Annotated in this window: 17 protein-coding genes and 1 other RNA gene; 16 read left to right on the top strand and 2 right to left on the bottom strand. The window is 41.3% G+C overall.

All coding sequences use genetic code 11. The features are described from left to right. Position 1: 1 nt before the first annotated feature. Complete coding sequence (locus SK637_RS08080) at positions 2-1,981, top strand: peptide ABC transporter substrate-binding protein (RefSeq protein WP_033689353.1); 1,980 nt, start codon at positions 2-4, stop codon at positions 1,979-1,981. A gap of 141 nt (positions 1,982-2,122) precedes the next feature. Here the strand turns inward: SK637_RS08080 and pbp1a are convergent, their stop codons facing one another. Both pbp1a and recU read right to left on the bottom strand, forming a co-directional pair. Further along, positions 2,123-4,306 carry a penicillin-binding protein PBP1A gene (gene pbp1a, locus SK637_RS08075; protein WP_033689352.1) on the bottom strand — a complete coding sequence of 728 codons (2,184 nt, stop codon included), beginning with the start codon at positions 4,304-4,306 and terminating at the stop codon, positions 2,123-2,125. Further along, positions 4,303-4,899 carry a Holliday junction resolvase RecU gene (gene recU, locus SK637_RS08070; protein ID WP_033689351.1) on the bottom strand — a complete coding sequence of 199 codons (597 nt, stop codon included), beginning with the start codon at positions 4,897-4,899 and terminating at the stop codon, positions 4,303-4,305. The genes pbp1a and recU overlap by 4 nt, the downstream gene beginning before the upstream one ends. A 66-nt stretch (positions 4,900-4,965) precedes the next feature. Here recU and SK637_RS08065 point away from each other — a divergent pair, with 66 nt between their 5' ends. The 15 genes from SK637_RS08065 to SK637_RS07990 all read left to right on the top strand — a co-directional run bounded on the left by SK637_RS08065 (position 4,966) and on the right by SK637_RS07990 (position 18,677). Next, complete coding sequence (locus SK637_RS08065; RefSeq protein ID WP_033689350.1) at positions 4,966-5,493, top strand: SLOG family protein; 528 nt, start codon at positions 4,966-4,968, stop codon at positions 5,491-5,493. Positions 5,494-5,565: 72 nt separating this feature from the next. Continuing rightward, entirely contained in the window at positions 5,566-5,895 is a 330-nt protein-coding gene (gpsB, locus tag SK637_RS08060) for a cell division regulator GpsB (RefSeq protein WP_033689349.1), read from the top strand. 20 nt (positions 5,896-5,915) lie between these two features. Then, positions 5,916-6,297, top strand: an RNA gene (gene rnpB, locus SK637_RS08055) — RNase P RNA component class B. Positions 6,298-6,381: 84 nt separating this feature from the next. Beyond that, positions 6,382-7,539: a THUMP domain-containing class I SAM-dependent RNA methyltransferase gene (locus SK637_RS08050; RefSeq protein ID WP_033689348.1), complete on the top strand. Its 1,158-nt coding sequence runs from the start codon at positions 6,382-6,384 to the stop codon at positions 7,537-7,539. A gap of 12 nt (positions 7,540-7,551) precedes the next feature. Further along, entirely contained in the window at positions 7,552-8,946 is a 1,395-nt protein-coding gene (mapZ, locus tag SK637_RS08045) for a cell division site-positioning protein MapZ (RefSeq protein WP_033689347.1), read from the top strand. 75 nt (positions 8,947-9,021) lie between these two features. Next, the gene (gndA, locus tag SK637_RS08040; RefSeq protein WP_000158778.1) at positions 9,022-10,446 is read left to right on the top strand and encodes an NADP-dependent phosphogluconate dehydrogenase; all 1,425 of its coding nucleotides are present in this window, start codon (positions 9,022-9,024) and stop codon (positions 10,444-10,446) included. Between the two features lie 11 nt (positions 10,447-10,457). Then, positions 10,458-11,147 carry a response regulator transcription factor gene (locus SK637_RS08035; RefSeq protein WP_033689345.1) on the top strand — a complete coding sequence of 230 codons (690 nt, stop codon included), beginning with the start codon at positions 10,458-10,460 and terminating at the stop codon, positions 11,145-11,147. Between the two features lie 98 nt (positions 11,148-11,245). Further along, complete coding sequence (locus SK637_RS08030; RefSeq protein ID WP_033689344.1) at positions 11,246-12,187, top strand: N-acetylmuramoyl-L-alanine amidase family protein; 942 nt, start codon at positions 11,246-11,248, stop codon at positions 12,185-12,187. Positions 12,188-12,462: 275 nt separating this feature from the next. Further along, positions 12,463-13,341, top strand: coding sequence for a mevalonate kinase (gene mvk / locus SK637_RS08020; RefSeq protein ID WP_033689342.1), 879 nt, complete (start codon positions 12,463-12,465; stop codon positions 13,339-13,341). Then, complete coding sequence (gene mvaD, locus SK637_RS08015; RefSeq protein ID WP_033689340.1) at positions 13,323-14,276, top strand: diphosphomevalonate decarboxylase; 954 nt, start codon at positions 13,323-13,325, stop codon at positions 14,274-14,276. Before mvk ends, mvaD begins: the two co-directional genes overlap by 19 nt. Continuing rightward, complete coding sequence (locus tag SK637_RS08010; protein WP_033689338.1) at positions 14,263-15,270, top strand: phosphomevalonate kinase; 1,008 nt, start codon at positions 14,263-14,265, stop codon at positions 15,268-15,270. Before mvaD ends, SK637_RS08010 begins: the two co-directional genes overlap by 14 nt. Continuing rightward, a complete protein-coding gene (gene fni / locus SK637_RS08005) occupies positions 15,254-16,264 on the top strand; it encodes a type 2 isopentenyl-diphosphate Delta-isomerase (RefSeq protein ID WP_033689336.1) in 1,011 nt (336 codons plus the stop codon). The genes SK637_RS08010 and fni overlap by 17 nt, the downstream gene beginning before the upstream one ends. Positions 16,265-16,340: 76 nt before the next feature. Continuing rightward, positions 16,341-17,039 (top strand): cell wall-active antibiotics response protein LiaF, encoded by a 699-nt coding sequence (gene liaF, locus SK637_RS08000; RefSeq protein WP_033689335.1) that lies wholly within the window; start codon positions 16,341-16,343, stop codon positions 17,037-17,039. After that, positions 17,036-18,031 (top strand): envelope stress sensor histidine kinase LiaS, encoded by a 996-nt coding sequence (locus SK637_RS07995; protein WP_033689333.1) that lies wholly within the window; start codon positions 17,036-17,038, stop codon positions 18,029-18,031. The genes liaF and SK637_RS07995 overlap by 4 nt, the downstream gene beginning before the upstream one ends. A gap of 13 nt (positions 18,032-18,044) precedes the next feature. After that, entirely contained in the window at positions 18,045-18,677 is a 633-nt protein-coding gene (locus tag SK637_RS07990) for a response regulator transcription factor (protein WP_033689331.1), read from the top strand. The last annotated feature ends 348 nt before the right edge of the window (positions 18,678-19,025 follow it).

Here is a 19,025-nt window from a genome sequence, read left to right as displayed (position 1 = left end):
GATGAAAACAAGAAAAGTATTGGCTCTTGCGGGAGTGACTTTATTAGCAGTGGGTGTTTTAGCTGCTTGTTCAGGGGGGTCAGGTGCTAAAGGTGAGCAGACCTTTGCCTTTACTTATGAGACTGAACCAGATAATCTCAACTATTTGACAACTGGTAAGGCAGCGACTGCCAATATTACTAGTAATGTGATTGATGGATTGCTTGAAAATGACCGCTATGGGAATTTGATTCCCTCTATGGCAGAGGACTGGTCTGTTTCTAAGGATGGTTTGACTTATACCTATAAAATTCGTAAAGACGCCAAGTGGTACACGTCTGAGGGAGAAGAGTATGCTCCTGTTAAGGCTCAGGACTTTGTGACAGGACTTAAATATGCGACAGATAAGAAATCTGAAGCTCTTTACTTGGTACAGGATTCAATCAAAGGTTTGGATGCATACGCTAAAGGGGAAAATAAAGATTTCTCTCAAGTTGGGATTAAAGCTCTTGATGATCAAACAGTCCAATACACATTGAACAAACCTGAAAGTTTTTGGAATTCTAAAACAACCATGGGTGTGCTTGCGCCAGTCAATGAAGAGTTTTTAAACTCAAAAGGGGATGATTTTGCCAAGGCTGGAGATCCAAACAGTATTCTCTACAATGGACCTTTCGTTTTGAAATCTCTAGTAGCGAAATCATCTGTAGAGTTTGCGAAAAATCCTAATTACTGGGATAAGGACAATGTGCATATTGACAAGGTCAAATTGTCATTCTGGGATGGGCAAGATACCAGCAAACCTGCAGAAAACTTTAAAGATGGTAGCCTTACAGCAGCTCGTCTCTATCCAACAAGTGCAAGTTTCGCAGAGCTTGAAAAAGATATGAAAGACAATATTGTCTATACCCAACAAGACTCTACGACTTATCTAGTTGGTACAAATATTGATCGTCAGTCTTATAAATATACTTCTAAGACCAGCGACGAACAAAAGACTTCTACTAAAAAGGCTCTCTTAAACAAGGATTTCCGTCAGGCTATTGCCTTTGGTTTTGACCGTACGGCCTATGCTTCACAAGTGAACGGTGCCAGTGGTGCAAGCAAAATCTTGCGTAATCTCTTTGTACCACCAACATTTGTTCAAGCAGATGGGAAAAACTTTGGCGATATGGTCAAAGAAAAATTGGTAACTTATGGGGATGAATGGAAGGATGTCAACTTCGCAGATGCTCAAGATGGTCTCTACAATCCAAACAAGGCGAAGGCTGAATTTGCGAAGGCTAAGACTGCTCTTCAGGCAGAAGGAGTGACCTTCCCAATTCATTTGGATATGCCAGTTGATCAGACAGCAACTACAAAAGTTCAACGTGTCCAATCTTTCAAACAATCGGTTGAAGAAACCTTGGGTACAGATAATGTTGTCATTGATATTCAACAGCTACAAAAGGATGAAGTAAACAATATTACCTACTTTGCTGAAACAGCAGCTGGGGAAGATTGGGATATTTCAGATAATGTCGGTTGGGGTCCAGACTTTGCCGATCCATCAACCTACCTTGATATCATCAAACCATCAGTTGGTGAAAGCACTAAAACATATTTAGGATTTGACTCAGGGAAAGATAATGTAGCTGCTAAAAAAGTAGGTCTATATGACTACGAAAAATTGGTTACTGAAGCTGATGATGAGACTACAGATGTTGCTAAACGATATGATAAATACGCTGCTGCCCAAGCTTGGTTGACAGATAGTGCCTTGATTATCCCAACAACATCACTCACTGGTCGCCCAATCTTGTCTAAGATGGTACCATTTACGATGCCATTTGCCTTCTCTGGTAACAAGGGGACAAGCGATCCGCTCCTATACAAATACTTGGAACTTCAAGACAAGGCAGTCACTGTAGATGAATACCAAAAAGCTCAAGATAAATGGATGAAAGAAAAAGAAGAATCCAATAAAAAAGCGCAAGAAGAACTCGCAAAACATGTGAAATAAGATAAAAAGAAGTTAGTTATTTACTAACTTCTTTTGGTTTATCGAAAATGAGTTGAAACCTCTCTTCACTTTCAAAGATTATGAAGCTAATTTTTTTGTAGAAAAAATCCTGAGTTTTTATTCTCAGGATTTTCTTTCATCTCACTGTTGTGGTTGTTGAACTTGTGGATTTTGTGGCGTTGGTTGTACTGGTTGTGTCGGTTGAACAGCTTGACCAGCTTGTACTTGGTTAGGATCAGTTGCTGGAGCATTATTGGGTTGTTGACCAACCGTCGTACTTGCCTGTGTAGTTGAACTTTCAGCTGTTGTGCTTGGAGTTTCAACTGTTTGTGTTTGTTGTGTTACTGAATTATTCCATGTGTTCTTTGCGTTGTTCTGGAAGACGAATTCTCCATTTCTATACAAGCCATCTGGCATTGTCCAATCTCCAGGTTGGTCATCTTCAGAAAGGTAAGTTATCATTGAACGATAGACCTTACCAGCAACAAGGAAACCATCTCCGATGATTGGAGTTAGACGATTTGAGTATCCTGTCCAAACAGCCATTGCATATTTGCGGGTATACCCTACAAACATTTCATCTGGAGCTACGTAACCAGTGTTCTTGATATACTTTTCAATTTCTTCGTCAGTATAGTTAGAAGTACCTGTTTTACCTGCTTGTGGAAGCCAAGGTAGGTAGGCTCCACGTCCGGTTCCGTATACTAAGACAGTTTTCATCATTTCGGTCATCATATAGGAAGTAGTTTCTTTCATAGCCCGAGTACCGGCATCAGAAAATTCTTTTTCACTACCATCACTGAAGACGATTTTATTGATATACATTGGTTTGTGGTAAATACCACCATTAGCAAAAGCTGCGTAGGCAACTGCCATTTTTTCACTACTTGCACCGTACTGTTTGTTGGATTCAGTTGTGTTACTTGAAATGGCGTTTGCATAATGCATGCTTGGATAGTCGATACCAAGACCATTAAGGAAGGTTTTAGCTCTATCTAGACCGACCTTATTCAAAGTCTCAACGGCTGTGACATTTCGTGATTGTTGAAGAGCATACTGGATTGTAATGTTTCCAAAGTAGCCATGATCCCAGTTGTAGACTGGAGTATCAGTGCCAGGATAGTTATAAGGAACATCATGTACAATAGACGCAGTAGAGTCATAGACTCCATATTCTAAAGCGGGAGCATAGTCAGTGATTGGTTTCATAGTAGAACCCCAGTCACGATTGGTTTCAACGGCTTGGTTGATTCCGAAAGATACATTACTTGATTGGTGACGGGCACCTAACTGAGCAATGACTTTACCATTTGTTACATCCACGATAGTGGAAGCTACTTGGAGTTCATCATCTGGATAAGCAACGTACTCATCTGTATTGTAAACATCCCAAAGTCTCTGTTGAACATTTTTGTCGACATTAGTATAGACTTCCATACCTGTGGTAAGAAGGTTGTAGCCCGTTTCTTGTTCGACTTGGTCGATTACTTCTTTGAGGTAGTTGTCCATATAGGCTGGGTAACTATTGGCTGACTTCAAGCTTTGAAGACCGTCAGTGATAGGCGTATTAATAGCTTTTTCGTAATCTTCTGCGCTTATGTATTTCTGCCCCTTCATTTCTGAAAGTACCAAGTTACGACGCTCTAGAGCAGCTTCTGGATGGGAATATGGATCATATTGGTTTGGTGCTTGAGGCATTCCAGCTAGGAGTGCTAACTGTGGCAAGCTTAAATCCTTCAAGTCTTTTCCATAGTAATTTTCGGCTGCGGTTTGCATTCCATAGTTACCGTTAGACATGTAGACTTTGTTGATGTAGTAGGTCAGGATTTCTTGTTTGGTTGCTTTTTGCTCTAATTGAACGGCTAGCCAAGCTTCTTGGGCTTTACGTGATAAGGTTTGATCGGCAGTTGAGGTAGAGAAATAAGTTAATTTAATCAATTGCTGAGTCAAGGTTGATGCCCCTTGAAGGCCTCCTCCACCTTGGAGGTTTCTCAATGCTGCACCCATGATACGAATAGTATCAACACCTCTATGGTCAAAGAAACGGTGATCTTCGATAGACACGATGGCTTTGACCAAATCAGTAGGGATTTCATTTGCTTGAGTATTTACGCGACGTTCAGAACCAAGGTCAGCAATCAGTTCGTTCTTATTATCATAAATCTTGCTAGAGGTTGTCGCAACTAATTTACTTTCAGATAAGGCTGGAGCCTTGCTAACAAAGTAGAGGAAGACACCTCCACCTAATAGAAATAATGCGATAAATAAGGTAAGAAATGTAATTCCAGTATACTTTAAGAATCGCAGAATAGTTTGTTTATTCATCTTGTTTTACCACCTAGTAAATGTTCTTTGATAATATCGAGATAGGGAATTTGAGGGAAAGCTCCTTGCTTTACTAAATATCCGTATTCTTGAATATATCCAAGTGGCATTGATTTTTGGCCCTTATCTTGATGATAAAAGCGAATCAAATCAAGTGCCGGCAACAAGTAAGTTTCTTGTCGAGAAGAAAAATGAAGCAGTACGAAGCAAATGCCCTGCTGTTCTAGAACTTGTTCCATATGTTGAATCTGGTGAAGATGGAAGTTCTTCATTGGAATAGCATTCTTTTGTCGCGTTTCCTTGGCTTCAAAGTCAATGTAATGTCCTCTATACACGCCAGAGTAATCTGTTGTGGAAGCTTGTCTAAAATAGGCTTCTACAATTTTGGCTCGACTACGTTGAGGATAGTCTACTCGAACAATCTGAACAGGCGTTGGCTTTTTATGGATAACTGCCATGCCATGCCTCAGATAGTAGTCGTTGGTAGCGTTGATCATCTTTTCAAAAGTCATTCCTCGATTTGCGAAATTTTTGGGTTGAGAAATGGATGTTTGGCTTTTTTTTGATGAAATTTTATGAGGATAGTTGACCATATTTCTCCTTATTGGTACAATAACATCACTCTATTATACCATAAAAATAGAAAGAAAGGTGTAAAAATGACTACAGCTTTAATTATGGGATATTCTAATTTTGACTTGGGTTTGTTTAATGAAAAAGATATCAGGTTAAAAATTATAAAGAAAGCCATTCGCCGTGATTTAGAAAGTATAGCAGAAGAAGGGATTAAATGGCTGGTCTTTACAGGGAACTTGGGATTTGAATCTTGGGTGCTTGATGTCGCAAATGAAATGAAAGAAGAATATGATTTCAGCCTAGCGACCATTTTTGATTTTGAAACACACGGGGAAAATTGGAATGAAGCGAATCAGCTTAAACTTAGCCAATTTAAGCAGGTCGATTTTGTCAAATATGCCTATCCTAAATATGAACATATGGGGCAACTACGAGATTACCAACGATTTTTACTGGAAAATACTGATTTAGCTTATTTTTTCTATGATCCAGAAAATGAAACCAAATTAAAATTTATAGACAATTTGATGAAAAATCAGGAAGGTTATCGTATAAAAAGACTGACCTTTGAAGACTTAAATGAGCTAGTAGAAAATTTTTCTGAAAAGTAGGGCTTTGACCTTGATTTTTGTTTGCCTTTTTTTATATAATAATACTATTAGAAACCGAGAATGGAGAGAGAGATGGCAAGTATTATTTTTTCAGCAAAAGATATTTTTGAGCAAGAGTTTGGACGTGAAGTCCGTGGATATAGTAAGGTTGAAGTTGATGAATTTTTGGACGATGTCATCAAGGACTACGAAACTTATGCTGCCTTAGTCAAGTCTCTCCGTCAAGAAATTGCAGAGTTGAAGGAAGAATTGTCTCGCAAACCTGAATCTGCACCGGTTCAAGCAGAACCACTTGAAGTGACTGCTACAACTTCTATGACGAATTTTGATATTTTGAAACGTCTAAATCGTCTTGAGAAAGAAGTATTTGGTAAACAAATTTTGGATAACTCTGATTTATAAGAGCTTATTTGAAAAGTGCAATTTTTGGATAATCGCGTGAGGAGAATTTCTTTTCATGAGGAAAGTCCATGCTAGCACAGGCTGTGATGCCTGTAGTGTTTGTGCTAGGCGAAACCATAAGCCTAGGGACGAGAAATCGTTACGGCAGTTGAAATGGCTAAGTCCTTGGATAGGTCAGAGTAGGCTTGAAAGTGCCACAGTGACGGAGTCTTTCTGGAAACAGAGAGAGTGGAACGCGGTAAACCCCTCAAGCTAGCAACCCAAATTTCGGTCGGGGCATGGAGTACACGGAAACGAACGTAGTACTCTGACTGCTACCAGCTCTAGGCTGTTAGTAGTAGACAGATGGTTATCGAAGGAAGTGGTCCTAGTCACTTCTGGAACAAAACATGGCTTATAGAAAATTGCATATAGGTTGGGGCTGAGAAAACTTTCTCAACCTCATTTTTTAAAGTGGACATATAGAAAGGTCTTATAAGACTGAAAATGAAAAAAGAATTTAATTTAATCGCTACTGCTGCAGCGGGTCTTGAGGCTGTTGTGGGACGTGAAGTGCGAGAGTTGGGCTACGATTGTCAGGTTGAAAACGGCCGTGTTCGTTTTCAAGGAGATGTGAGAGCCATTATCGAAACCAACCTCTGGCTTCGGGCGGCAGACCGTATCAAGATTATCGTAGGAACGTTCCCAGCTAAGACTTTTGAAGAGCTCTTTCAGGGAGTTTTCGCTCTAGATTGGGAAAATTATTTACCACTTGGAGCTCGATTCCCGATTTCGAAAGCCAAATGTGTTAAATCTAAACTACACAATGAACCCAGTGTTCAGGCTATTTCAAAGAAGGCTGTTGTTAAGAAGTTGCAAAAACACTATGCTCGTCCAGAAGGTGTTCCTCTGATGGAGAATGGTCCTGAGTTTAAGATTGAGGTTTCTATTCTGAAAGACATAGCAACTGTCATGATTGATACGACAGGGACTAGCCTCTTTAAACGTGGCTATCGTACCGAAAAAGGTGGGGCTCCTATCAAGGAAAACATGGCAGCAGCTATTTTGCAGCTTTCTAACTGGTATCCAGACAAGCCCTTGATTGATCCAACCTGTGGTTCAGGAACTTTCTGTATCGAGGCAGTTATGATTGCTAGACAGATGGCTCCTGGTCTTCGTCGCTCCTTTGCCTTTGAGGAATGGAACTGGATTAGCGATCGCTTGATTCAAGAAGTTCGCACAGAAGCAGCTAAGAAAGTGGATCGTGAGCTTGAGCTAGATATCATGGGCTGTGATATTGATGCACGTATGGTGGAAATTGCTAAGGCCAATGCTCAATCAGCAGGTGTTGCAGGAGATATTATCTTTAAGCAGATGCGAGTGCAGGATTTGCGTTCTGATAAAATCAATGGAGTGATTATCTCTAACCCACCTTATGGTGAACGCTTGTCAGATGATGTAGGGGTTACCAAGCTTTATGCTGAGATGGGTCAAGTATTTGCACCGCTGAAAACGTGGAGTAAGTTTATCCTAACTAGTGATGAAGCCTTTGAGACCAAGTACGGTAGTCAGGCGGATAAGAAACGGAAGTTGTACAATGGAACCTTAAAAGTTGATTTGTATCAATATTTTGGTCAGCGTGTTAAACGTCAGGAAGTAAAGTAGGAAGGAAAACTCATGAGTAAGAAAAGACGGAATCGTCATAATATAGAACATAAAGAAGCGCAATTTGATTTTGATGATGCCAAAGAGCTAACAGTTGGAGAAGCTATGCGAAAAAATGAAGAGGTGGAAGCAGGTGTGTTGCCTGGAGATTCTATCTTGGACAAGTATGTGAAACAACATAAAGATGAAATTGAGGCAGATAAGTTTGAAACACGTCAGTTTAGCAAGGATGATTTAGTTGAAAAAGAAGAGGTAGAAGAGATAGAGGAGACTCAGACTCTGGATAATTTGCTTCAAGAGCTTCGTGAGGAAACAGGAGTAACTTCTCTAGTTCCAGAAGATGAATTGAATCAGTTTGATGATTTAGAATTAACACGAGTTTCAGAAGCTCCTCTTGTCGAAGAATTTGAGACGGAAGAGGCTCTCACACGTTCTCGAGTCACAGATAGTGAAGATGGAAAAAGTAAGAAGAAATGGGTGCTTTACGGTATTCTAGCAGCCTTAGTGGTTCTTATCCTTGGAACTGGTTATTATGTTTATCGTCAAGTGGCTCGTTCGACCAAGGAAATCCAGACTTCTCAATCAACTACAAACACGCAGTCAGATGTAGAAGAATTCAATAATTTATATGATGCCTTCTATACAGACAGTAATAAAACTGCTTTGAAGAATAGCCAGTTTGACAAACTGAGCCAACTAAAAACCTTACTTGATAAGCTGGAAGGCAGTCGTGAATATACGCTTGCCAAATCTAAGTATGATAGCCTAGCAACTCAAATCAAGGCCATTCAAGATGTCAATGCTCAATTTGAGAAGCCAGCTATTGTGGATGGTGTCTTGGATACTAACGCTAAAGCTAAATCAGATGCTAAATTTACAGATATTAAAACTGGAAATACGGAGCTTGATAAAGTTCTAGATAAGGCTATCAGTCTTGGTAAGAGCCAGCAAACAAGTGCTTCAAGCTCAAGTTCAAGTGAAACTAGCAGCTTAAGTTCTAGTCAAGCAAGTGAAAATACTTCTAGTGAAACAAGTCCAAGTAGTTCAAATGCTGCATCAACTGAAACTAGAAGTACCCGCAGTGAAGTCAATATGGGTGTATCAAGTGCAGGAGTTGCTGTTCAAAGAAGTGCGAGTCGTGTTTCTTATAACCAGTCTGCTATTGATGATAGCAATAATTCTGCCTGGGATTTCGCGGATGGTGTTTTGGAACAAATTTTAGCAACTTCACGCTCACGTGGTTATATTACTGGTAACCAATATATCCTTGAACGTGTTAATATCGTTAATGGCAATGGTTATTACAACCTCTATAAGCCAGATGGAACCTATCTCTTTACCCTTAACTGTAAGACAGGATACTTTGTTGGAAATGGTTCTGGACATGCGGATGCTTTGGACTACTAAGCAGTCGTTACAAAATTCTTTCTTTTCAAAAGTAAAAATGATAAAATAAAACAAATTAAACAAGAGGAGTGTCAAATGACAAAAGCTAACTTTGGTGTCGTAGGTATGGCCGTAATGGGTCGTAACCTTGCCCTTAATATTGAATCTCGTGGTTACACAGTTGCTATTTACAACCGTAGTAAAGAAAAAACTGAAGATGTAATTGCTTGCCATCCTGAAAAGAACTTTGTACCAAGCTATGACGTTGAAAGTTTTGTAAACTCAATCGAAAAACCTCGTCGTATCATGCTCATGGTTCAAGCTGGACCTGGTACAGATGCTACAATTCAAGCCCTTCTTCCACACCTTGACAAGGGTGATATCTTGATCGACGGCGGAAACACTTTCTACAAAGATACAATCCGTCGTAATGAAGAGTTGGCAAACTCAGGTATCAACTTTATCGGTACTGGGGTTTCTGGTGGTGAAAAAGGTGCCCTTGAAGGTCCTTCTATCATGCCTGGTGGACAAAAAGAGGCCTACGAATTGGTTGCGGATGTTCTTGAAGAAATCTCAGCTAAAGCACCAGAAGATGGCAAACCATGTGTGACTTACATCGGTCCTGATGGAGCTGGTCACTATGTGAAAATGGTTCACAACGGTATCGAGTACGGTGATATGCAATTGATCGCAGAAAGCTATGACTTGATGCAACACTTGTTAGGTCTTTCTGCAGAAGACATGGCTGAAATCTTTACTGAGTGGAACAAGGGTGAATTGGACAGCTACTTGATTGAAATCACAGCTGATATCTTGAGCCGTAAAGACGATGAAGGCCAAGATGGACCAATCGTAGACTACATCCTTGATGCCGCAGGTAACAAGGGAACTGGTAAATGGACTAGCCAATCATCACTTGACCTTGGTGTGCCATTGTCACTCATCACTGAGTCAGTATTTGCACGTTACATTTCAACTTACAAAGAAGAACGTGTACATGCAAGCAAGGTTCTTCCAAAACCAGCTGCCTTCAAATTTGAAGGAGACAAGGCTGAGTTGATTGAAAAGATCCGTCAAGCCCTTTACTTCTCAAAAATCATTTCATACGCACAAGGTTTTGCTCAATTGCGTGTAGCTTCTAAAGAAAATAACTGGAACTTGCCATTTGCAGATATCGCATCTATCTGGCGTGATGGCTGTATCATCCGTTCTCGTTTCTTGCAAAAGATTACAGATGCTTACAACCGTGATGCAGACCTTGCGAATCTTCTTTTGGATGAGTACTTCTTGGATGTTACTGCTAAGTACCAACAAGCAGTGCGTGATATCGTAGCTCTTGCTGTTCAAGCTGGTGTGCCAGTGCCAACTTTCTCAGCAGCTATTACTTACTTTGATAGCTACCGTTCAGCTGACCTTCCAGCTAACTTGATCCAAGCGCAACGTGACTACTTTGGTGCCCACACTTACCAACGTAAAGACAAAGAAGGAACATTCCACTACTCTTGGTATGACGAAAAATAAGTAGGTCTGCCATGGGGAAACGGATTTTATTACTTGAGAAAGAACGAAATCTAGCTCATTTTTTAAGTTTGGAACTCCAAAAAGAGCAATACCGAGTTGATCAGGTTGAGGAGGGGCAAAAAGCCCTCTCCATGGCTCTTCAGACAGACTATGACTTGATTTTATTGAATGCTCGTCTGGGGGATATGACTGCCCAGGATTTTGCAGACAAGCTGAGTCGGACTAAGCCAGCCTCAGTCATCATGGTCTTGGACCATCGCGAAGAATTGCAAGATCAGATTGAAACAATCCAACGCTTTGCCGTCTCTTACATTTATAAGCCAGTTATTATTGAGAATCTGGTAGCTCGTATTTCAGCGATTTTCCGAGGTCGGGACTTTATCGATCAACACTGTAGTCAGATGAAGGTTCCAACGTCTTACCGCAATCTGCGTATGGATGTAGAACATCATACAGTTTATCGTGGCGAGGAAATGATTGCTCTGACGCGCCGTGAGTATGATCTTTTGGCTACTCTTATGGGAAGCAAGAAAGTCCTGACTCGTGAGCAGTTGTTGGAAAGTGTCTGGAAGTATGAAAGTGCGACCGAAACCAATATCGTGGATGTCTATATCCGTTATCTACGTAGCAAGCTTGATGTAAAAGGTCAAAAAAGCTACATTAAAACCGTGCGTGGTGTTGGTTACACCATGCAAGAATAGAAAAGCAGTTGCAGTTATGTAACTGCTTTTTTGAGAGTGTTCCATATGTTGACATATGGTTGGATTTTTGCTACAATCGGTTATGGAGGATAGGTCTAATGAAAATAATAAAAAAATTGATGCAAATTGCATTAGCAGTCTTTTTCTTTGGTTTGCTAGCAACAAGTGCAGTATTGGCGGATGATGCTGATTCAGAAGGCTGGCAATTTGTACAAGAAAATGGTAGAACCTACTACAAGAAGGGTGACATCAAAGAAAAGGCCTGGCGAGTGATTGATGGCAAGACCTATTATTTTGATCATGTATCAGGAGAAATGGTTGTCGGCTGGCAATATATCCCGTTTCCATCTAAAGGTAGTACAATTGGTCCTTACCCAAATGGTTTAAGATTAGAATCTATGCCAATGCCACAATGGTATTACTTTAATCAAGATGGGGTACTACAAGAATTTGTTGGTAAGCAAGTTTTAGAGGCAAAAACTGCTACAAATACCAACAAACATCATGGGGAACAATATGATAGTCCAGCAGAGAAACGAGTCTATTATTTTGAAGATCAGCGTAGCTATCATACTTTAAAAACGGGTTGGATTTCTGATGAGGGACACTGGTATTATTTACAAAAGAGTGGTGGCTTCGATGCTCGTATCGACAGTTTAACGGTTGGGGAGCCAGTGCGTGGCTGGAACAATGATAACTCAACTTGGTACTATCTAGATCCAACAAGTGCTACAATGCAAACTGGTTGGAAACAACTTGGCAATAAGTGGTACTACCTCCGTTCATCAGGTGCAATGGCAACTGGCTGGTATCAAGAAGGCTCAACTTGGTACTATTTAGATGCTGAAAATGGCGATATGAAAACAGGCTGGCAATACCTCGGTAACAAGTGGTACTATCTCCGTTCATCAGGAGCTATGGTCACTGGTTGGTTCCAGGTCGGTAGTAAATGGTACTACGCTTATAGCTCAGGTGCTTTGGCAGTGAATACCACTGTAGATGGCTATTCTGTCAACTATAATGGCGAATGGGTTCAATAATGAAAGAGGCGATTGTGAAGGAAACAATCGCTTTTTTTGTGAAAATATAATAAAATAGATAGGAGAGAATAAATACTTGTAGGAAAAAATAATACTCTTCGAAAATCAAATTCAAACCACGTCAGCGTCGCCTTACCGTAGCTATGGTTACTGACTTCGTCAGTTCTATCCACAACCTCAAAACAGTGTTTTGAGCAACCTGCGGCTAGCTTCCTAGTTTGCTTTTTGATTTTCATTGAGTATGAGACGGCTTTTTCGTCTAGCAAAAGGAAAAAATGACAAAAAAGGTTGGTGTCGGTCAGGCACATAGTAAGATTATTTTAATAGGGGAGCATGCGGTCGTTTACGGCTATCCTGCTATTTCCTTGCCTCTTTTGGAGGTGGAGGTGACTTGTAAAGTAGTTCCTGCAGAAAGTCCTTGGCGCCTCTATGAGGAGGATACCTTGTCCATGGCAGTTTATGCTTCTCTGGAGTATTTGAATATCAAAGAAGCCTGCATTCGTTGTGAGATTGATTCGGCTATCCCTGAGAAGCGGGGAATGGGTTCGTCAGCTGCTATCAGCATAGCGGCTATTCGTGCGGTTTTTGACTACTATGAGGCAGAACTGCCTCATGATGTATTAGAAATCTTGGTCAATCGGGCGGAGATGATTGCCCATATGAATCCAAGTGGTTTGGATGCCAAGACCTGTCTCAGTGACCAGCCTATTCGCTTTATTAAGAATGTAGGATTTACAGAGCTTGAGATGAACTTATCCGCCTATTTGGTCATTGCAGATACGGGCGTTTATGGTCATACTCGTGAAGCCATCCAAGTGGTTCAAAGCAAGGGCAAGGATGCCCTACCGTTTTTGCATGCATTGGGAGAATTGACCCAGCAAGCAGAAGAAGCGATTTCACAAAAAGATGCTGAAGGACTGGGACAAATCCTCAGTCAAGCGCATTTACATCTAAAAGAAATTGGTGTCAGTAGCCCTGAGGCAGACTCTTTGGTTGAAACGGCTCTTAGCCAAGGTGCTCTGGGTGCCAAGATGAGCGGTGGTGGGCTAGGAGGCTGTATCATAGCCTTGGCAACCAATTTGACTCAAGCTCAAAAACTAGCAGAAAGATTAGAAGAGAAAGGAGCTGTTCAGACATGGATAGAGAGCCTGTAACAGTACGTTCCTACGCAAATATTGCTATTATCAAATATTGGGGAAAGAAAAAAGAAAAAGAGATGGTTCCTGCTACTAGCAGTATCTCTCTGACTTTGGAAAATATGTACACGGAGACGACTTTGTCATCTCTACCGACGGATGCGACAGCTGATGCCTTCTATATCAATGGTCAGCTACAAAATGAGGCGGAGCATGCTAAGATGAGTAAGATTATTGACCGTTACCGTCCAGATGGTGAGGGCTTTGTTCGTATTGATACACAGAACAATATGCCCACCGCAGCGGGCTTGTCCTCAAGTTCTAGTGGTTTGTCCGCCCTGGTCAAAGCTTGCAATGTTTATTTCAAGCTTGGTTTGGATAGAAGTCAGTTAGCGCAGGAAGCGAAGTTTGCCTCAGGATCTTCCTCTAGGAGTTTTTATGGACCACTCGGTGCTTGGGACAAGGATAGCGGGGAAGTTTACCCTGTAGAGACAGACTTGAAACTAGCTATGATCATGTTGGTGCTAGAGGATAAGAAAAAACCAATCTCTAGCCGTGACGGGATGAAACTTTGTGTGGAAACTTCGACGACCTTTGATGACTGGGTGCGTCAGTCTGAGAAGGATTATCAGGATATGCTGGTTTACCTCAAGGAAAATGACTTTGCCAAGGTTGGGGAGTTAACGGAGAAAAATGCCCTGGCTATGCACGCCACGACCAAAACAGCATCACCAGCCTTTTCTTATCTGACGGATGCAAGCTATGAAGCCATGGACTTTGTCCGCCAGCTTCGTGAGCAAGGAGAATCCTGCTACTTTACTATGGATGCTGGTCCCAATGTCAAAGTCCTCTGTCAAGAGAAAGACTTGGAGTATTTATCAGAAATCTTCGGTCAGCGTTATCGCTTGATTGTGTCAAAAACAAAGGATTTGAGCCAAGATGATTACTGTTAAAACTTGCGGAAAACTCTATTGGGCAGGTGAATATGCTATTTTAGATCCCGGGCAGCTGGCCTTGATAAAGGCTATTCCCATCTATATGAAGGCTGAGATTGCCTTTTCTGAGAGATACTGTATCTACTCAGATATGTTTGATTTCGCAGTGGACTTGACACCAAATCCTGACTACAGTTTGATTCAAGAAACGATTGCTTTAGTGGAAGATTTCCTCGTCGATCGTGGGCAGACCTTGCGACCATTTTCTTTGGAGATTCTAGGAAAAATGGAAAGGGAAGGGAAAAAGTTTGGTCTGGGTTCTAGCGGTAGCGTCGTTGTCTTGGTTATCAAGGCTTTGCTGGCTCTGTATCATCTTTCGATTGATCAGGATCTCTTGTTCAAGCTGGCCAGTGCTGTCTTGCTCAAGCGCGGAGATAATGGTTCTATGGGGGACCTTGCCTGTATTGTGGCAGAGGAATTGGTTCTTTACCAGTCATTTGATCGCCAGAAGGTGGCTACTTGGCTAAAAGAAGAAAACTTGGCGACAGTTTTAGAGCGTGATTGGGGCTTTTCAATTTCACAAGTGAAACCAACTTTAGAATGTGATTTCCTAGTGGGATGGACCAAGGAAGTGGCTGTATCGAGTCACATGGTCCAGCAAATCAAGCAAAATATCAATCAGAATTTTTTAAGCTCCTCAAAAGAAACGGTAGCTGCTTTGGTAGAAGCCTTGGAACAGGGGAAATCAGAAAAAATTATCGAGCAAGTAGAAGTGGCCAGCAAGCTCTTAGAAGGCTTGAGCGCAGATATTTACACACCTTCGCTTAGACAGTTGAAAGAAGCTAGTCAAGATTTGCAGGCTGTTGCTAAGAGTAGCGGTGCTGGTGGTGGTGACTGTGGTATTGCCTTGAGTTTTGATGAGCAATCAACTGAAACCCTAAAAAACCGTTGGGCCGATCTGGGGATTGAGCTCTTATACCAAGAAAGGATAGGACATGACGACAAATCGTAAGGATGAGCACATCCGCTATGCCCTTGAGCAGAAAAGTTCCTATAATAGCTTTGATGAGGTGGAGTTGATTCATTCTTCCTTGCCTCTTTACGACCTGGATGAAGTCGATCTGTCGACAGAGTTTGCTGGTCGAAAGTGGGGCTTTCCTTTTTATATCAATGCCATGACAGGTGGAAGCGATAAGGGAAGAGAAATCAATCAAAAGCTGGCTCAAGTGGCGGAAGCCTGTGGTATTTTATTTGTAACGGGTTCTTATAGCGCAGCCCTCAAAGATCCAGCAGATGACTCTTTTTCTGTTAAGTCTAGTCATCCAAATCTCCTTCTTGGAACCAATATTGGATTGGACAAGTCTGTCGAGTTGGGATTTCGGACTGTAGAAGAGATGGGTCCTCTTCTCCTGCAAGTGCATGTCAATGTCATGCAAGAATTGCTCATGCCAGAGGGAGAAAGAAGGTTCAGATGCTGGCAATCGCATCTAGCAGATTATAGCAAGCAAATCCCTGTTCCGATTGTCCTCAAGGAAGTGGGTTTTGGAATGGATGTGAAGACCATCGAGAGAGCCTATGAACTGGGCGTTCGAACCTTTGACCTGTCAGGTCGTGGTGGCACCAGCTTTGCTTATATCGAAAACCGCCGCAGTGGCCAACGTGATTACCTCAATCAATGGGGCCAGTCCACCATGCAGGCCCTTCTCAATGCCCAAGACTGGAAAGACAAGGTCGAACTCTTGGTCAGTGGAGGGGTTCGCAATCCACTGGATATGATTAAGTGTTTGGTCTTTGGGGCCAAGGCTGTGGGATTGTCTCGAACAATTCTGGAATTGATTGAAAGCTACACAGTTGAAGAAGTGATTGGCATTGTCCAAGGCTGGAAAGACGATCTGCGTTTGATTATGTGTGCCCTTAATTGTGCAACCATAGCAGATCTGCAAAAAGTAGACTATCTTCTTTATGGAAAATTAAAAGAAGCAAAGGATCAGATGAAAAAGGCGTAACCACCGCCTTTTTTCCATCTTCAGACTGAGGTGACTTTTTTGAATTGTGATAAAATAGAAGGGAGAGGATGAACCTATGAGAAAATTTAAAATCTTTTTATTTATCGAAGCCTGTCTTTTGACAGGAGCTCTGATTTTGATGGTGTCAGAGCATTTTTCACGTTTTCTGCTGATTTTATTCCTCTTTTTGCTTTTGATTCGCTATTACACTGGTAAAGAGGGAAATAATCTTCTTTTAGTGGTGGCAACCATTCTCTTCTTTTTTATCGTCATGCTCAATCCTTTTGTGATTTTAGCTATTTTTGTTGCGGTTATATACAGCCTCTTTCTTCTTTATCCGATGATGAATCAGGAAAAAGAGCAGACAAATTTAGTGTTTGAAGAGGTGGTGACGGTTAAGAAGGAGAAAAATCGTTGGTTTGGGAATCTCCATCATTTTTCAAGCTACCAGACTTGCCAGTTTGATGATATCAATCTCTTTCGTCTCATGGGCAAGGATACCATTCATCTGGAGAGGGTCATCTTAACCAATCATGACAATGTCATTATCCTCAGAAAGATGATAGGCACGACCAAAATCATTGTGCCTGTAGATGTGGAAGTCAGTCTCAGCGTTAACTGTCTCTATGGTGATTTGACTTTTTTCAACCAGCCCAAGCGAGCCCTCCGCAATGAACACTATCATCAAGAAACAAGAGACTACCTTAAGAGTAACAAGAGTGTCAAGATTTTCTTGACTACTATGATTGGAGATGTTGAGGTGGTCAGAGGATGAAAAAACAAGCCTATGTAATGATTGCTCTCACCTCTGTCCTCTTTGTCTTATTTTTCTCCCACAGCTTGCTGGAAATCCTTGACTTTGACTGGACTATTTTCTTGCATGATGTCGAAAAAACAGAAAAATTTGTCTTTTTGTTGTTGGTGTTCAGCATGTCTATGACCTGTCTCTTAGCCTTATTTTGGCGAGGTGTTGAAGAGCTTTCTCTAAGAAAAATGCAGACTAATCTCAAGCGTTTATTAGCAGGGAAAGAAGTGGTTCAGGTTTCCGATTCAGATTTGGACGCCAGTTTCAAGTCCTTGTCAGGGAAACTTAACCTCTTGACGGAAGCACTTCAAAAGGCTGAAAATCACAGTCTTGCTCGGGAAGAGGAAATCATTGAGCAGGAAAGAAAGCGGATTGCTAGGGATTTGCACGATACAGTCAGTCAGGAGTTGTTTGCGGCTCACATGATTTTGTCAGGTGTCAGTCAGCAGACTTTGAAATTAGATAGAGAAAAGATGCAGACCCAGTTGCAGAGTGTCACAGCTATTTTAGAAACTGCCCAGAAGGATTTGCGGGTCTTGCTCTTGCATTTGAGACCAGTTGAACTAGAGCAGAAGAGCTTGATAGAAGGGATTCAAATCCTCTTAAAAGAGCTTGAGGACAAGAGTGATCTCAAGGTTAGTTTCAAGCAAAATGTGACGAAATTGCCTAAGAAAATCGAGGAGCATATCTTCCGTATCCTGCAAGAATTGATCAGCAATACCCTCCGCCATGCCCAGGCCTCTTGTTTAGATGTCTATCTCTATCAGACAGATTTTGAATTGCAGTTGAAGGTGGTGGACAATGGGATTGGTTTCCAGTTGGGGAGTTTAGATGACCTGAGTTATGGACTGCGAAATATCAAGGAGCGGGTTGAAGATATGGCAGGGACGGTTCAGTTATTAACAGCTCCCAAGCAAGGGCTGGCAGTTGATATCCGTATTCCCCTGTTAGATAAGGAATGATAAAGGAGTAACGATGAAAATTTTACTAGTAGATGACCACGAAATGGTCCGATTGGGCTTGAAAAGCTACTTTGACCTCCAAGACGGTGTAGAAGTTGTGGGTGAGGCTGCCAACGGGTCTCAAGGGATTGAGTTGGCATTGGAATTGCGTCCGGATGTCATTGTCATGGATATTGTCATGCCTGAGATGAATGGAATTGACGCGACCTTAGCCATCCTCAAAGAATGGCCTGAAGCCAAGATTTTGATTGTGACTTCTTACTTGGACAATGAAAAAATCATGCCTGTCTTAGATGCAGGTGCTCGTGGCTATATGCTTAAAACTTCTAGTGCAGACGAATTGCTCCATGCTGTCCGTAAGGTGGCTGCTGGGGAGTTGGCCATTGAGCAAGAGGTCAGCAAGAAGGTCGAATATCACCGCAATCACATAGAACTACATGAGGACTTGACTGCGCGTGAGCGAGATGTACTTCAACTCATCGCTAAGGGTTATGAAAATCAGCGCATCGCAGATGAACTTTTTATCTCTCTCAAGACGGTCAAGACCCACGTGTCTAACATTCTTGCCAAACTTGAAGTCAGCGATCGTACCCAGGCTGCAGTCTATGCCTTTCAGCATCACTTGGTAGGGCATGAGGAGTTTTAGTAGTTATATAAAATAATGTTGGAGAAATGACTTAATTTAGTATCAAAGAAGTGAGTAAATACCTCTAGCACAATAAAATATTTTTTTCACAATGTTTTTATGTTTTTTATTGACATTTATTTTATAGAGGAGTAAAATGAAGACAAAATTAACTAAAGTAATATAGTTAATACAACATTTATCAAAGGATATATAAAATCCAAAAGGAGGTTACAGGTATGTCTCCGTAAATTATCAAAATAAGGTCACTAGAGCGTTAAGGACTTTATTTCATCTCTTTAAGAGTGTTATAAAAAAGATGGTTAAACTAACTCTATCTCTCAGTTTCAATTCGTGGAGGAAATGGCT

Source organism: Streptococcus mitis (genome assembly GCF_000722765.2).
Lineage (GTDB): Bacteria > Bacillota > Bacilli > Lactobacillales > Streptococcaceae > Streptococcus > Streptococcus mitis_AQ.
This window is presented reverse-complemented; position numbering and strand designations above follow the sequence as displayed.

Excerpts from the sequence above, each read along its gene's own strand:
- SK637_RS08080 (WP_033689353.1), top strand. The coding sequence starts at position 2 with ATGAAAACAAGAAAAGTATTGGCTCTTGCGGGAGTGACTTTATTAGCA.
- pbp1a (WP_033689352.1), bottom strand. The coding sequence starts at position 4,306 with ATGAATAAACAAACTATTCTGCGATTCTTAAAGTATACTGGAATTACA.
- recU (WP_033689351.1), bottom strand. The coding sequence starts at position 4,899 with ATGGTCAACTATCCTCATAAAATTTCATCAAAAAAAAGCCAAACATCC.
- SK637_RS08065 (WP_033689350.1), top strand. The coding sequence starts at position 4,966 with ATGACTACAGCTTTAATTATGGGATATTCTAATTTTGACTTGGGTTTG.
- gpsB (WP_033689349.1), top strand. The coding sequence starts at position 5,566 with ATGGCAAGTATTATTTTTTCAGCAAAAGATATTTTTGAGCAAGAGTTT.
- SK637_RS08050 (WP_033689348.1), top strand. The coding sequence starts at position 6,382 with ATGAAAAAAGAATTTAATTTAATCGCTACTGCTGCAGCGGGTCTTGAG.
- mapZ (WP_033689347.1), top strand. The coding sequence starts at position 7,552 with ATGAGTAAGAAAAGACGGAATCGTCATAATATAGAACATAAAGAAGCG.
- gndA (WP_000158778.1), top strand. The coding sequence starts at position 9,022 with ATGACAAAAGCTAACTTTGGTGTCGTAGGTATGGCCGTAATGGGTCGT.
- SK637_RS08035 (WP_033689345.1), top strand. The coding sequence starts at position 10,458 with ATGGGGAAACGGATTTTATTACTTGAGAAAGAACGAAATCTAGCTCAT.
- SK637_RS08030 (WP_033689344.1), top strand. The coding sequence starts at position 11,246 with ATGAAAATAATAAAAAAATTGATGCAAATTGCATTAGCAGTCTTTTTC.
- mvk (WP_033689342.1), top strand. The coding sequence starts at position 12,463 with ATGACAAAAAAGGTTGGTGTCGGTCAGGCACATAGTAAGATTATTTTA.
- mvaD (WP_033689340.1), top strand. The coding sequence starts at position 13,323 with ATGGATAGAGAGCCTGTAACAGTACGTTCCTACGCAAATATTGCTATT.
- SK637_RS08010 (WP_033689338.1), top strand. The coding sequence starts at position 14,263 with ATGATTACTGTTAAAACTTGCGGAAAACTCTATTGGGCAGGTGAATAT.
- fni (WP_033689336.1), top strand. The coding sequence starts at position 15,254 with ATGACGACAAATCGTAAGGATGAGCACATCCGCTATGCCCTTGAGCAG.
- liaF (WP_033689335.1), top strand. The coding sequence starts at position 16,341 with ATGAGAAAATTTAAAATCTTTTTATTTATCGAAGCCTGTCTTTTGACA.
- SK637_RS07995 (WP_033689333.1), top strand. The coding sequence starts at position 17,036 with ATGAAAAAACAAGCCTATGTAATGATTGCTCTCACCTCTGTCCTCTTT.
- SK637_RS07990 (WP_033689331.1), top strand. The coding sequence starts at position 18,045 with ATGAAAATTTTACTAGTAGATGACCACGAAATGGTCCGATTGGGCTTG.